16 protein-coding genes are annotated in these 15111 nt (G+C 45.3%); all 16 read right to left on the bottom strand.

Annotated elements, in window-relative coordinates; translation table 11 throughout:
- Positions 1–2 precede the first annotated feature (2 nt).
- Positions 3–650 (bottom strand): 4'-phosphopantetheinyl transferase family protein, encoded by a 648-nt coding sequence (locus tag F973_RS12345; protein WP_004762084.1) that lies wholly within the window; start codon positions 648–650, stop codon positions 3–5.
- Positions 651–713: 63 nt separating this feature from the next.
- Positions 714–2123 (bottom strand): ribosome biogenesis GTPase Der, encoded by a 1410-nt coding sequence (gene der, locus F973_RS12350; protein WP_004757160.1) that lies wholly within the window; start codon positions 2121–2123, stop codon positions 714–716.
- 175 nt (positions 2124–2298) lie between these two features.
- Positions 2299–3441, bottom strand: a complete 1143-nt coding sequence (gene bamB / locus F973_RS12355) for an outer membrane protein assembly factor BamB (RefSeq protein WP_004762085.1) — start codon at positions 3439–3441, stop codon at positions 2299–2301.
- Complete coding sequence (locus F973_RS12360) at positions 3441–4139, bottom strand: YfgM family protein (protein ID WP_004762086.1); 699 nt, start codon at positions 4137–4139, stop codon at positions 3441–3443. Before F973_RS12360 ends, bamB begins: the two co-directional genes overlap by 1 nt.
- Before the next feature lie 32 nt (positions 4140–4171).
- Positions 4172–5464: a histidine--tRNA ligase gene (hisS, locus tag F973_RS12365; RefSeq protein ID WP_004675503.1), complete on the bottom strand. Its 1293-nt coding sequence runs from the start codon at positions 5462–5464 to the stop codon at positions 4172–4174.
- The gene (gene ispG / locus F973_RS12370) at positions 5461–6576 is read right to left on the bottom strand and encodes a flavodoxin-dependent (E)-4-hydroxy-3-methylbut-2-enyl-diphosphate synthase (RefSeq protein ID WP_004762088.1); all 1116 of its coding nucleotides are present in this window, start codon (positions 6574–6576) and stop codon (positions 5461–5463) included. The genes hisS and ispG overlap by 4 nt, the downstream gene beginning before the upstream one ends.
- Positions 6577–6598: 22 nt before the next feature.
- Entirely contained in the window at positions 6599–7390 is a 792-nt protein-coding gene (locus F973_RS12375) for a helix-turn-helix domain-containing protein (protein WP_004762090.1), read from the bottom strand.
- Entirely contained in the window at positions 7381–8181 is an 801-nt protein-coding gene (pilW, locus tag F973_RS12380; RefSeq protein ID WP_004762091.1) for a type IV pilus biogenesis/stability protein PilW, read from the bottom strand. Before pilW ends, F973_RS12375 begins: the two co-directional genes overlap by 10 nt.
- A 17-nt stretch (positions 8182–8198) precedes the next feature.
- Entirely contained in the window at positions 8199–9434 is a 1236-nt protein-coding gene (gene rlmN, locus F973_RS12385) for a dual-specificity RNA methyltransferase RlmN (protein WP_004762092.1), read from the bottom strand.
- Between the two features lie 122 nt (positions 9435–9556).
- Positions 9557–9988 (bottom strand): nucleoside-diphosphate kinase, encoded by a 432-nt coding sequence (gene ndk / locus F973_RS12390; protein ID WP_004683185.1) that lies wholly within the window; start codon positions 9986–9988, stop codon positions 9557–9559.
- Between the two features lie 112 nt (positions 9989–10100).
- A complete protein-coding gene (gene iscX, locus F973_RS12395) occupies positions 10101–10301 on the bottom strand; it encodes a Fe-S cluster assembly protein IscX (protein WP_004762093.1) in 201 nt (66 codons plus the stop codon).
- 106 nt (positions 10302–10407) lie between these two features.
- The gene (locus tag F973_RS12400) at positions 10408–10959 is read right to left on the bottom strand and encodes a phosphatase PAP2 family protein (protein ID WP_004762095.1); all 552 of its coding nucleotides are present in this window, start codon (positions 10957–10959) and stop codon (positions 10408–10410) included.
- 27 nt (positions 10960–10986) lie between these two features.
- Entirely contained in the window at positions 10987–12273 is a 1287-nt protein-coding gene (locus F973_RS12405; protein WP_004762096.1) for a glycosyltransferase family 4 protein, read from the bottom strand.
- A gap of 158 nt (positions 12274–12431) precedes the next feature.
- Positions 12432–13271 carry a symmetrical bis(5'-nucleosyl)-tetraphosphatase gene (locus tag F973_RS12410; protein WP_004762098.1) on the bottom strand — a complete coding sequence of 280 codons (840 nt, stop codon included), beginning with the start codon at positions 13269–13271 and terminating at the stop codon, positions 12432–12434.
- A gap of 1 nt (position 13272) precedes the next feature.
- Positions 13273–14085 (bottom strand): 16S rRNA (adenine(1518)-N(6)/adenine(1519)-N(6))-dimethyltransferase RsmA, encoded by an 813-nt coding sequence (gene rsmA, locus F973_RS12415; RefSeq protein WP_004762100.1) that lies wholly within the window; start codon positions 14083–14085, stop codon positions 13273–13275.
- Between the two features lie 32 nt (positions 14086–14117).
- Positions 14118–15092, bottom strand: coding sequence for a 4-hydroxythreonine-4-phosphate dehydrogenase PdxA (gene pdxA / locus F973_RS12420; protein ID WP_004762101.1), 975 nt, complete (start codon positions 15090–15092; stop codon positions 14118–14120).
- Positions 15093–15111 lie beyond the last annotated feature (19 nt).

Consider the following 15111-nt stretch of genomic DNA (forward strand, 5'->3'; position numbering starts at 1 on the left):
TTTTATAGCTGAACCACCTCAATCTGTGGAAACTGAAAACCACGACAGGATTGCTCTGCCCGCCATGCCACTGTCAACACAATCTTCTGATTTAAGATAAAATTCTGATAGGCAAAAGTCCCCAGTAGTGGATGGGAACACATTCCTCCATGACTGGTTGGATGAATCTGGGTATTTAAACTATTCAGGTCCAAACGAATCCCCAAACCCGATGCCTTTAAAATTGCTTCCTTGGTCGTCCAGACCCTAAACCAATATTCTTTATCCTGACTTGCTTGCCATGTCTGATATTCTTCGGGATGAAAGGCATGTTGTGCCAGAGCATCAAAACGAACGCTCCGATCCAGTTCCTCAACATCAATCCCAATGTCTTTAACTCGTTCACTGATAGCTAGCGCATAATAGTGCTGACTATGTGAATGGTTAAAGTGTAAGGAATGAGATGTTAAAAAAGGTTTGCCATGTTCATGCTGGGCAAAAGCTAGATCGTCTATGGCGCAATTCAGTTGATTGGCCAGAAGCTGGTTACGCTGAGCTTGTATCTGCTGTTTTTTATAATGATTAAAGCGGCTTAAATCAGCAAAATCTGTTTTCTTCTTTTCAAGCAGTTGAGCCAATGCCTGAACATAAATCTGGATGATGCGTGCCATAACTGCCCTCATTGCAATAAAAAAGCCCAAAGCAGACTTTGGGCTTTTGACATCAAGAAAAACTTAACGCTTGAATTTCTTTTCCGCCTTTTTAAATTTCTGGATATAACGACGTTTACGTGCGGCAACACGCTCATCCACTTGAGACTTACGCCCTTCAAATGGGTTTTCTGAGGTCTTAAAGTCAATTTTTACAGGTGTACCCTCAAGCTTATACACTTTACGGAACACGTTCTCTAAATAACGACGGTAATCCGCAGGGGTTTTATCGACCTTGTTGCCATGAATCACGATGGTTGGTGGATTTTGTCCGCCCATATGCGCATAACGCATTTTAATACGGCGGCCACCAATGGATGGCGGTTGATGCGCCTCGGTGGCATCATTTAAAATCTGGGTCAGTTTTGCTGGTGAAACTTTTAAGTTTGACGATTCATAAGCACGGTGAATAGATGGATATAATTCTCCCACCCCAGTTCCATGCAGTGCAGAAATCAAGTGAATTTTTGCCCAGGGAATAAAGTCAAAACGGCGTTCAACATCAAGCTTGCATTGCTTACGGTCATACTCGCTCATGTTGTCCCACTTGTTGATGGCAATGACCATGGCACGACCCGCTTCAAGCGCATAACCAATTAAATGCAGGTCTTGCTCTACAATCCCCTCACGGGCATCAACCACCACAACCACCACATTGGCATCTTTCATAGCCTGAAGGGTCTTAACGATTGAGAACTTCTCAATCATTTCATCGACCTTACCTTTACGACGCACACCTGCGGTATCAATCAGGGTATATTGGCGGCCATCACGCTCAAATGGAATATAAATCGAGTCACGTGTTGTTCCAGGCTGGTCAAAAGCCACCACACGCTCTTCACCGAGTAAACGGTTAACCAGCGTTGATTTCCCCACATTGGGACGGCCAATGATTGCTAAACGCAAGCCCGTGTTTTTATTGTGTTCTTCTGGATTTTCATCTTCTGGGACTTCCGCCAGCACCTCTTCCAGCATTTGCTGCACACCACGACCATGACTGGCCGCGACCTGTATCGGTTCACCCATACCGAGCTTATAAAACTCCACCAAGGCTGCTTCCGCATGTACACCATCGACCTTGTTGGCAACGAGGTAGACTTTCTTGCCAAGGGTACGCAACTCACGCGCAATTTGCTCATCTGAAGCCAATAAGCCAGCGCGGGCATCCACAACAAAAATAATGATATCGGCTTCATGGATGGCAGTTTTTGACTGCTCCGCCATATAGGTGTCGATACCCCCCTCATTCTCACCGATACCACCTGTATCGACCACAATGAACGATTTGTTCTGATAAACCGCATCACCGTATTTGCGGTCACGGGTTAAACCAGCGAAGTCAGCAACCAAAGCATCACGACTTTTGGTGATTTGGTTAAATAGCGTTGATTTTCCGACGTTTGGACGACCAATGAGCGCAATAACGGGTTTCATAAACTAACCTTAATTCAGACGAGCCATCTTGATGACATCGTATCAGAAACAGTATGGAAGATTTTGGTGATCAAGTAATCACAATAAAAATTCGGGGCTTTGATAATCAAATACCCCGATCAATGTTCTGTTTAGCAATCGCTAATTGATTATTTTAGCACAAGCAGAGCTAAAATTAACGATTCTGCCAAATGCTTAATGCACCTTTCCGCGTAGCAACATAAAGCTGGTTATCAATCACGCGTAGTGACTGCACTTCACCACTGGTTTTGGCACGCCCAACCAGTTTACCCGAAGCAGGATCAAGCAGATGGATCACACCATCCATATCACCCACCACAAGGCTCTGCCCCAACATGACAGGGTTACTGAGCTGACGGTTCAGCAACTCCTCATTTTGCCAAGCCAACTGACCTGTGCTCAGGCTATAGGCATTCAGCTTACCATCCACCGTAGAAACAAATACCTTGTCACCCGATACTTCTGGACGGTTGGTACTGCTGGCATCTTCACTCCACACTACACGTTGTGTAGCCAGATCAGTGACTGTGACCTGTCCCTGGAAACTGGTGGTGACCAGATACTGCCCCGCAACCACTGGATCGCCCACAATGTCAATCAGGCGCTGAATGTCTGAACGTCCTTCACTGATCGCAACACGGCGCTGGAAACGCGGCACACCACTAATCACATCCAGACCATATACATAGGCATTCGCTGATGCGACCAAAATAGTACGGTCATCCAAACGTACAGGTGCAGGCTGACCACGTAGGCTAAACTGGACGTTTGGCAATTTATATGCCCAAACCTGTTGCCCAGATACAGCGTCATGCGCAAATACAGTCCCGTCATTTGCAATCGTAATAACTCGTCCCGATTGAATCAGTGAAGGAGAAAGAATTGCACCAGACAACTGGGTTGTCCACTTTTGTTCACCCGTGGCCTGATCTAATGCAAACAACTGTCCCTTACGGTTGCCCACCACAACAATTCCCTCAGCTGCTTCTACACCAGCAGTGAGTTCCTGTTTGGTAATCTTGCTTTTCCAGAGTTGTTCCTTGCCCTTATAGGCAGAAACCTGACCATCAGGATCAATCGCAAAAATCACGCCATTGTCGGTATCCAACTGTAGGCGTAAAGCCTCAGCCGCATTTGTAGATGAAACACTTTGCGAAAACACAAGGTTCAAGCCTTGTTGTTGCTGAATTTTCGGCAATGGATTTGGTTTGGCCTCTTTAACCTTATTACTTGAACATCCAAGCAATAAAGCTGAAGCAACTGCAATGGCCAAAGGTAGTTTTAGTTTATTTTGCATTAAGACTCATCCACTTTGGTATCTAAGATCGGGCGCTCAATTTCAGGATCATCTACTAAAATGCCAACACTTTCGAGTTTAATTTGTAAAAGCTGACGCTCCTGTTTACGCTCAAGCAGGTTATCCCAGGCACTTTGATAGGCCTTACGCGCGGATGCATTGTCTTTTTTCGCAACATAGATATCGCCACGCAACTCATCTGCGGTTGCTTTAAACGCTGGTTCAGTCACGGTTGATAAGGTTTTCAGCGCCTCATCATATTTCTTTTGTGCTAATTGTGAATCCGCTAAACGTATTTTTACAATCTGCACCAAACCCGCATCTTTGACTTTCGAGTTTTCAACTTTCTTTAATGCTTTTTCAGCTGCAGCGTAGTCTTGTTTATCATAAGCAAGTTTCGCCAGGATAAATTGAGTTTGAATCGCCTGCACAGAATCTGCATCATCCTTGACAATTTTGTCTGCCGCTTCAGAGACTGTTGCCAAGGCATTTGGCTGACCTGATACCGCTTTCGCCTCATCCATCAGCTTTTGCACCTTGGCGGTTTGATTCTGGGCTTCAGTCAAGTTCTTCTTTTGCCAGTATTCCCATCCGAAAAAGGCAATCAGGGCAATGAGAATTCCGCTAATCATGGCAGAACCATATTTTTTGGCAAACGACTTTATCTGGTCGAGTTGTTCTTCATCACTTAAACTCATGTGATTGTCCTTTTCCTAAAATATTGTGCAATTTATTGTTTAAATTTTTCGATAAAAAATGGAGTCAGCTCAGTCAGGCTGACCTGTGACTGTTCAGCCGTGGCAAGCTCTTTCACCAAAAGCTGTTGTGATTCCCATTCACGCTCACCCAGAATTACGGCATAGACCGCACCTGACTGGTCTGCCTTTTTCATCTGGCTTTTCATGCTGCCCTGAGAACCAGTTTTTAGGCGAATATTACTGTTCGCAGCTTCCAACTGGTCACGGATTTGCTCTGCCAAAACCAAAGCTTTTGCCTGATAAGCTGGTTCGGCTACCAGAAACACTTCACAGTCACGCACTTCTTTCGCCTGCTCGACCTGCTCAAGCAACAACAACAGGCGTTCCATCCCCATAGCAAAACCGACTGCTGGCACAGACTGATCTACCTTGCCTTTTAGCTGCCCAACTAGACCATCGTAACGGCCACCCGCACAAACCGTCCCCTGTGAACCCAACATGGTGGTGGTCCATTCAAAAACAGTCTTGTTGTAGTAGTCCAGACCACGAACCAGTTTCTGGTTAATCACGAACTCAACCCCAGCATCAGTTAAATATTGCTGCAATTGCTGAAAATGCTGGATTGAATCTTCTTTTAGGAAGTCATGCAACTTGGGTGCATTTTCCAGAATCTTTTGGGTGGATTCACTTTTAGAATCAAGGATACGCAATGGATTAGTGGTTAAACGACGTTGCGAATCTTCGTCCAATGCCTCTTTATGCTGGTTTAAAAATTCAACTAAAGCTGCACGATATTCTGCACGCTCATCGGTTTCACCCAAAGTATTCAGCTCAAGACGTACACTCGCTGCCACACCCATACGTTTCCATAAACGTGCAGTCATTAAAATGATTTCAGCATCAATATCAGGTGTTGCCACGCCAAAGGTTTCCACACCAAACTGGTGGAACTGGCGATAACGGCCCTTTTGTGGTTTTTCATAACGGAACATTGGACCCACATACCAAACTCGCGGCGCAGCGCCTCGTAGCAGGTTATGTTCCAGCATGGCACGTACACAACCCGCCGTGCCTTCTGGACGCAAAGTCAGTGATTCTGGCGGATTACCTTTGTCGAAAAAGGTATACATTTCCTTTTCAACAATATCTGTTGCATCACCGATGGCACGTTTAAATAAACCTGTCTGCTCTACAATCGGCAACCTGATTTGTTGATAGCCATAGGCATCCATTAAAGATGCTAATTGTTGTTCCAGACTTCTCCAAGCCGCAGTTTGCGTTGGAAGGATGTCATTAAAACCCTTGATCGCGACAATTGAACTCATGATGAACTACGAATAATTTCTTTAGATTTTGCTTCTTCAAGCTCTTGAACACGTTGACGAACCATTGTTTCAATTTCATCAACCAACTGATTGGTGTCAATCAAATGACTCTTTTCGCCATTACGGTAGACCAGCGAACGAGGTGATGCACCGACAATCCCGATATCAGCCTCTTTGGCTTCCCCAGGTCCATTGACCTTGCAGCCAATCACTGAAACATCCATTGGGGTACGAATGTCTTCCAGACGCTCTTCCAGCGCCTGCATCACCTGAATCACATTGAATTCCTGACGCGAACAGCTTGGACAGGCGATAAAGTTGATTCCATTGGAACGTAAACCCAAGGATTTCAAGATGTCGAAACCAATCTTAATTTCATCTTCAGGTTCAGCCGCCAATGAGATACGCATAGTATCGCCAATGCCTTCCATCAATAATCCGCCAAGCGCGATTGCTGATTTCACCGTGCCTGTACGATAAATCCCTGCTTCGGTTACACCTAAATGCAGTGGATTATCAATCTGTTGAGACAATAAACGATAAGCATCCATGGTTAAAAATACATTCGATGCCTTAACACTGACTTTAAACTCATGAAAGTCTAAACGATCAAGAATGTCGATATGACGCATGGCAGACTCAAGCAGGGCCTGTCCTGTTGGTTCACCATATTTGACCTGTAGGTCTTTTTCCAGTGATCCAGCATTCACCCCAATACGGATTGAGATGCCATGATGTTTGGCCGCAGCCACGACTTCACGGACTTTTTGGTCTGAACCAATGTTTCCTGGGTTGATCCGTAGACAGTCTGCACCATAATCGGCAACCGCCAAGGCAATACGATGATCAAAGTGAATGTCTGCCACCAATGGTACAGAAACACGCTTACGGATGGCACCAAACGCCTCCGCCGCTTCCATTGAAGGCACAGAAACACGCATGATGTCGGCACCTGCATCGGCACAGCGCTGAATTTGCGCAACCGTTGCATCAACATCACAGGTTTCGGTATTGGTCATGCTTTGAATACTAATCGGGGCATCACCACCGACATACACCGAACCTACCCGAATTTTTCGAGTCAAACGGCGTTTAATGGGGTTCACAATCATCGTATAGCTCTACTCTTTGGCGTTAACGAGACAAACGGAAATCTGCTTTTCCATTGACAGTATATGGAGATAAGGAAATCTGTTCCTGATTTAAGGTCAAGGATACAGCGGTTGCATCATCTAAACGAATTTGGAATGGTGATTCACCACTCAAAGTTAATGTAGATGCTTGACGACCTGTAGCCAGCACTTTACCTGTTGCATCAACAATATGCACAGAGGTTGGTCGGCTAAAATTCAATACAAGCTGGTCACCCGTTGTTGCAACACTATTCCCCATTGGAAGAATCTCAACATCCGAGTTGGTGATTTTAGGCACATCCGCCTCATCTTTCTGGCTAGATGTCCAATTTTGTACAGCCATCACTGCCAACCAACCTAAGACTAAAACAGTAGCTAAAATAGCAATACGATTCAACCATTTACGGTTGCGCAGACTTTTCGAACCAGCAAGCTTACCCATGGTCTTGATTGGTGAGTTACTCAGGGCATGATTTGCCTTGAGACCCGTGTCATTGACATAGATTTCATCAAAACGCTGGATGATGGCGCTGGCGTCCGCATTCAGGAATTTTGCGTAGGCACGGTAATATCCTTTGATAAACGTCGCCTCAGGCAATGACTTGTAGTCATCCTGCTCCAATGCAGTCAGAGTTTTGACAGGCATGTTCAATACGTTTGCAATCTCATCAAGTTCTTTCTTTTGTGCAATACGAATTTGACGCAAATACTCACCAGGTCGTTGAATATTTCCCAACGATGACGAAAGTGAGTTTGAGCCAGTTGGCTGATGTGAATTTGGATTTATTTCCATACGGCCTCAGTACTGTACTGTAATTGCAAATAACGTTGATATTCTGGACTATCAGGAAACAAGGCGCGCATCTGATTGACCAGCACCTGCATTCCCAACTGATCCGCATTGGCTCGAGCAATGCGTATACCAATCCAGAGTGCACGGGCACCCTGATTCTTCTGCCCCACATTACGAACATATTGTTCATAAAGCTGTGATGCATCTCTATTATTCTGCTGCAAATAGAAAATTTCCGCCAACTCTAACATGGAGATGGTGGCATTTCGATTCGCCTGTAGCGCCTGTTTGAATGATTTTTCAGCATTCGCAACATCGCCCAGTTTTAAATAGATCCGCCCCAGATTTTCCAGCGACTGATAACGCTGCTCATAGCCCAGGGTTGCACCCGCACGGGTAAATTGCTCAATGGCATCATTATAACGTTGCAGCTGGTACAAATATGTACCGTAATTATTACGGGCCTGTGCATTGTCAGGCTCAGAGGAAATCGCACGCTTGAAATAGGCGTCCGCTTTTTCCATATTGGGTTTACTGCCCTCTTGTTGCAGCAATATGCCCATCATCATGTTGGCTTTTGCATCACGGGAATCGACTTTCAACGCCTGATCAAGGGAGCGTTTGGCTGAATCCAAGTCACCTGTACGAATATATTCTGCGGCGAGCTGGGTACGCACCTGCACCCCTTTTTCAGGGTCTTTTTTCAGTGTGTTTGATTGGCAGGCACCCAGGCCCAAGACAGTAAATACAATAGCACTTGCTATAATCGTTTTTGGTCGAGTTGTATTCAACGCTTTACCCTCAAGTATTATCCTTGTGTGCGCAAAATTTCTTGTTGCTGCGCCACTTTCTTTTTCCACTGTTCGGCACGACGGGTACGGTCAGCCACCTGTCCCACCAATTGACCACAGGCAGCATCAATATCATCGCCACGTGTCTGACGAATCGTACACACAAAACCCGCATCAGACAAAGTTTTTTGGAATGCAATAATACGGTTTCGGCTTGAACGCCCATAAGGCGCATGTGGAAACGGGTTAAATGGAATCAGGTTGATTTTACTTGGCAGGTTTTTCAATAGTTTTAATAACTGCTGTGCATGTTCAAGCTGGTCATTGACCCCATCTAGCATCACATACTCAATGGTGACATGACGGCGAGCACTTTCGTTGCCATCTTTGGCCAGATAACGCTGACATGCAGCAATCAATTGTTGTAATGGGTATTTTTTATTGATTGGAACAAGCTCATTTCGTAGCTCATCATTTGGGGCATGCAGTGAAATCGCCAATGCCACATCAATATCCTGCGCCAACTGGTCAATTTTCGGAACCACACCTGAGGTTGACAGCGTCACTCGGCGCTTGGACATGCCATAGGCAAAGTCATCCAGCATCAACTGCATGGAGCTCAGGACAGCATCATAGTTGAGCAATGGCTCACCCATGCCCATCATCACAACATTGGTTACAGTACGTTCACGCTCAGCAACAGGCACATCTTCCATATAGGAATAGTTTGCCATCCAGAGCTGACCGATAATTTCCGCAGGGGTTAAATCACGCTGGAAACCTTGCTTGCCTGTAGAGCAGAATGAGCAATCCAGCGCACAACCAACTTGCGAAGAAATACACAGGGTCTTGCGTGCACCTGTTTTATCTTCAGCAGGAATCAGCACGGTTTCAACCAGGGAACCCTCGCCATCGCCAACACGGAACACCCACTTACGTGTACCGTCTTTGGAATAGTTGCGGTGCACCACTTCAGGTGCCTTGATCTCACAAATCTTTTCCAGTTTTTCACGCAGCTTGCCTGAGATATTGCTCATCTCAGCAAAATCAGTCACGAAATACTGGTGAATCCATTTCATTACCTGACCAGCACGAAACTTCTTTTCGCCCAGGTCTTCAAAGAATTTTTCCAGTTCAGGACGAGACATGCCCAATAGGTTCACTTTTGCAGCAGTAGCTTGAACCACAGGCGTAGCGCAGGACTGTTGTTTTTCATCCAGATTTTCTGATGAAACTACGGCTACAGAACTCATGTGAATTTACCTAAAAGATGTCAACGCTAGAAAAGGCTGTGCATTATTTACACAAACCGATCTATAAGAAAATAAAAAACCAGATAAGCAGTATACCACTTATCTGGCCTGAATGCTTTGGATTAACGAGTGCGTGGGCAGATCTCGTTGTCAGCAAAGAAGTAAGCGATTTCACGCTCAGCAGAAGCAACTGAATCAGAACCGTGAGCCGCGTTTTCGTCGATGCTTACAGCAAAGTCAGCACGGATTGTGCCAGCAGCCGCTTCTTTAGGATTTGTAGCACCCAAGATTTCACGGTGAGCAAGAACTGCGTTTTCGCCTTCAAGAACTGAAACAACCACTGGACCAGAAGTCATGAATGCAACGAGGTCAGCAAAGAAACCACGTTCTTTGTGCTCAGCATAGAAACCTTCAGCATCTGCCTGAGAAAGATGTTTCATTTTAGTTGCAACAATTTTTAGGCCATTTTTTTCAAAACGGGCAAAAATATCACCGATGTGGTTTTTTGCAACTGCATCTGGTTTTACGATTGATAAAGTACGTTCAATTGCCATGATTGGCTCCCTAATCTAGGTCTAAACATTAAAAAAATTTGCCGCATTATACCGATGTCAGCACCAATAATCAGCTTGAATCTGTAAAAGTTCGCTAATTTCTGATGAATTTTTATCGAACCTCATCCAGCCATGCCATTTGGATGGCTTCCAGCAAGCCCTCTGTTGACTTGTTTGGGTCATCACTAAAGTCAGGCAAGGCACAGACCCATGCGTGTAAATCGGTAAAACGAATCCATTGTGGATCAACCTCTGGATGCGCCTCCAAGAGTTCAATCGCAATATCAATCGTATCTGTCCAACGTAAGCCCATATAACAACCTGAGTGTAATGAATGTGATTTAGCCTACTTTAACAAATCAGCAGATTTAAGGGATAGTGCTGTTTCGGTAAATTCACCCCAAAATTTACTGTTATATTTATAAAAGAATATTAAAGCTCGGTGCCAGCACGATGATTGTACTTGCAACCGATGCCCCAATGATCGCCCCCACAATCACATCACTTGGATAATGTAGCCCAAGAATCATTCGTGACAATGCAACCAGAATCGTAAATGGCAACATCAACAATAATAAGATGGGTTGAATATAGCCCAAGGCTATCGTAACCATCACCGCATGCAGGGTATGTCCTGATGGAAAGCTAAAATGGTCCAGTGGCCGTTCACCTAAAACAATGACTTGGTGGACCTGGTAAGGTCTTGGACGTGTGGTTTTGTGTTTGAGGAATTTATAAATTAAGGTGCCTGCTGAACCTGCCACAATCAGGTACAGAATTTGTAGACCGTATGCCAACCCCTGCATGATCCATACGGACAGCAGCATCACATACCAAAAAGGTCCATCTCCCAAACGACTGATGGTTTTAAAAAACAGGGCAACTGCTTGCGTCTGGGAGAGATGATTGAGATATACGCAGCCTTTTAAATCGAGATCGAGCATTTTTATTTTTGCATTTTGAAATTTCATACTTTTTCTCCTCTTGTTGAGAATAGTTTAGGTAGAGGTCATGGGAGACTCCTTCACCACCTGATAAAGTGCTTGTTCAAGTTGCTGTACAGGAAACTGCCAACTGCTGTGCTGTACGCTCTCACTAGCCAGCAAACCCATTTGCCGCAATTGAGGAAGCGCGGGTAAACGGCAAATGGACTGGATCAAGTCGGTTGTATGACCCAAAGGACTCAACCATCCTGTGATATTGTGTTTGACGTGCTGGTGTGCACAGACGTAGTCATAGGCAATCACGGGCAAACCACTGGCGATTGCCTCCAGCACCACGTTACCAAAGGTATCCGCCTGACTGGCAAAGGTAAAAACATCTGCGCTTGCGTAGGCTGTTGCCAACTCATGCCCACCAAGACTTCCCATAAAGATTACGTCTTTGGATGTGGTCATCTTGCTGAGTCGGATACGGTCAGGCCCATCACCCACAATCACAAACTTGATATTGACACCCTGCTGGACCTGCAAGGCATGGAAGCTTTTAATCAGCACATCAACTTCTTTTTCGGGTGATAAGCGCCCGACATACAGCATCACACGGGTATCAGCATCGACACACCATTGTTGGCGCAGTCGCTGGGAACGATGTTTGGGGGAGAACCGTACCGTATCGACACCACGGCCAACCACAACCAATGGACAAGTCACGCCAAAACCACGCAGTGCCTGTTCGGTATACTGGCTCGGTACACAGGTCACATCGGTACTGTTATGAAACCAGGTTAAGTAACGCTGGATGGGCTTAACCAGAAAGGCTAGGTCAAAGAAGCGGCTAAAATCCTGAAAAGGCGAATGAAAGCCACTAGACACCGCAATCTTCTTTGCTTTGGCTGCCTGTAATGCAGTGAGTCCTAATGGCCCCTCAGTCACAATATGCACCACATCAGGTGAAAACTTTTCAAAAGCTTTGGTGACCTTTAGATATTGCGGCCAGCCAAATTGCAGGCTTGGATATTTTGGAATCGGTTGGGACAGCACCAGACATTCCTGTTCAGGATGGAATTCCGCACAGGTTTCTTTCTGAACTGGACGAACCAGCAGTATTTTATGCCCAAGACGTTGCAAGCCCTGACATAACTGCATCATGGATAAAGCCACACCATTGATTTCTGGTGGCCATGTTTCAGTTACAATTGCGATTCTAAGACGTGGACGAACCAAATCCCGCAGCTCGGATCGTTCATAAGACTGATCTTTTTGCTGCTTCCTTTTAAAATAGAATTTAAAATTTTCAGGAAACTGATCTTGCTTTAATAGAGATGTCGCGTATGTACTCTGCATATCGCCATCCATTTGTGTCGTTATTTTCATGCGTTTAGCTTATAAATATTTTTTGACACTTTAATGATCAGTGTATGACAGTTTATTGACAGCTTTAAAAAACGAAAATGCTGCACTTAAACATCAAGCGGAGCAATAAAAAATAATTCAGAGTTTTACTAAGCCAACGGATTATCCACCTTAAACAACTGTTGATCCTCTAAACGCAAGGCAACCAGTTGCTGCCCCCAGACACAGCCACCATCAACATTTTGAATTTGAGAGCTAATGGTTTTACCCTGCAACGCCGCCCAATGCCCAAAAATTAATTGGTGGGTTTTGGCCGCCTGACTCTCAAACTCAAACCACGGCTGAAAGCCTGTTGGCATCGGTGCATCCAGTGCATCCTTAAACTCAAACTCCAGCCTACCCTCCGCATTGGTTAAGCGCATACGGGTTAAATAATTGGTAATACAACGCAAGCGAGCCTGCCCATTCAAATCATCTGACCAAAGATCAGGTTGCTCACCATACATTTCTGCAAGGAAAGCATCCAATACCCTAAGATCGTCATGCCCAACCACCTGTTGCACTTCGCTTGCCAACTGCACAGTTTGTTCTGCCGACCAAATACAAGGCACACCCGCATGGGTAATCAAGGTATGATCATTCGGACATAAACTTAGAGGCTGTTTACGCAGCCAATCAATCAATTCATCACCATCAATTGCGTCAATAATCTCTTGTGTACGGTCTTTGTCCTTGATTTTTTTCAAGCCACGCGCGCAGGCGATCAGGGTTAAATCATGGTTGCCTAAAACGGTTGCAGCAGCGCCTCGATCAGCCAGCTTTTTAACAAAGCGCAAGGCACCTACTGAGTTTTCGCCACGTGCAACCAAATCACCTGCAAACCATAAAAAGTCCTGATCTGGATCAAAGCGAATTTCTTTTAATAACGCTTTCAGGGCTTCAAAGCAGCCCTGCACATCACCAATGACATAATTATAGCGCTTGGACATTTTAAAACACCATTTGATCAGACAATGCAACAAAATCAGCCAGACTCAAGGTTTCTGGACGCGCCATCGGGTCCACACCTGCTTTCTCAAAACCCTCTTCAACCAACATGCCTTTTAAGCTGTTACGCAAGGTTTTACGGCGCTGGGTAAATACATGGCTGACCAAACGTGCCAAAGCTTTTTCATTTTTTGCAATAATTGGCTTGGTCTCATAAGGTTCCAAACGAAATACCGCAGAAGTCACTTTCGGTGGTGGATTGAATGAACCTGGTGGTACTTCAAACAAAAAGGTTGGTTTACAGAAATACTGAATCATCACCGATAAACGCCCGTATTCTTTGGTATTTGGCACAGCGGTAATACGATCAACCACTTCTTTCTGCAACATGAAATGCATGTCTTTGACTTTGTCACCAAACTCTAACAGATGGAACAAGAGTGGGGTTGAAATGTTATAGGGCAGATTTCCTACGACACGTAGTGGACGGCCTGCCTGAAACAACTGGGTGAAATCATATTTTAAGGCATCTGCTTCAACAATGATCAAACGTTCAGGATGTGGCACGCGAGCAGGCAAGCCTGCTGCCAGATCACGGTCCAGTTCAACCACTGTGAGCGCATCGCATTCCCCAATAAGAGGCGATGTCAGCGCAGCCAAACCTGGGCCGATTTCGACAATATTATCGCCCGCACGTGGATTCACTGAGCGTACAATTTTGGCAATCACACGCTGGTCATGCAAAAAGTTCTGACCAAAACGTTTTCGAGCCTGATGCCCTTCATCTTTAGGGTTTAGGGCATTAATTTGATACATAATAATTCCAACGTGAATAATTTATCCATCACTCACTGATGGGCTAAATCAAGTGCTAAATCAACCGCAACATGCAAACTCGATGATTTTGCCTGTCCAGTGCCTGCAAGAGAAAGTGCCGTACCATGATCGACAGAGGTTCGAATAAATGGCAGGCCTAATGTAATGTTTACCGCCTCACCAAAGCCCTGTGATTTTAACACAGGTAAGCCCTGATCGTGATACATGGCTAACACCGCATCTGTTTCTTTGAGGTGATCAGGGGTAAATAATGTATCGGCGGGCAAACTTAAACTGATGTGAATCCCCTGCTGGCGATAGGTTTCCAGCACAGGATTAATGATCTCTATTTCTTCCCGTCCCAGATAACCATTCTCACCTGCATGCGGATTTAGACCACAGACCAAAATTCGTGGTTTGGCTATTTTAAATTTTGTTTTTAAATCATGAATCAGGATGTCAATCACCTGATGCAGGCGTTGTTTGGTAATCGCATTAGGTACATCACGCAAGGGTAAATGTGTCGTAGCCAGAGCAACCCGTAATGTTTTGGTGGCCAACATCATCACCACACGCTCAACACCCGCAAACCCCTGATAATATTCTGTGTGTCCACTAAAGGTAATGCCTGCATCATTGATCACGGATTTTTGCACAGCTGCCGTTGCAACACCCACGCTACGTCCAGACATCGCATACTCGGCTGAACGTCGTAACTGCTCAATCACATAAGCCGCATTGGCGGGATTTAATTGTCCTAGTTCAACAGGTTCAACTAAAGGGATATGCTCCACAAAAAGCTGTCCTGACAGACTTGACTGCTCCTGTCCCTGATATGCAACCAGTTCAACAGGATTGCCCAGTTGTTTTGCCCGCTGCCGCAACATCTGCATATCCGCCAAAACCACCACTGGGCGCTCATCCACTCGCCCAGCCAAACTTAAGCAAATATCAGGACCAATCCCCGCAGGTTCACCTGATGTGACATATAAAGGAAGCATAATCATCCGAGTTTCCAAGCTTTAT

This window comes from Acinetobacter sp. CIP 102129 (assembly GCF_000368305.1).
GTDB lineage: Bacteria > Pseudomonadota > Gammaproteobacteria > Pseudomonadales > Moraxellaceae > Acinetobacter > Acinetobacter parvus.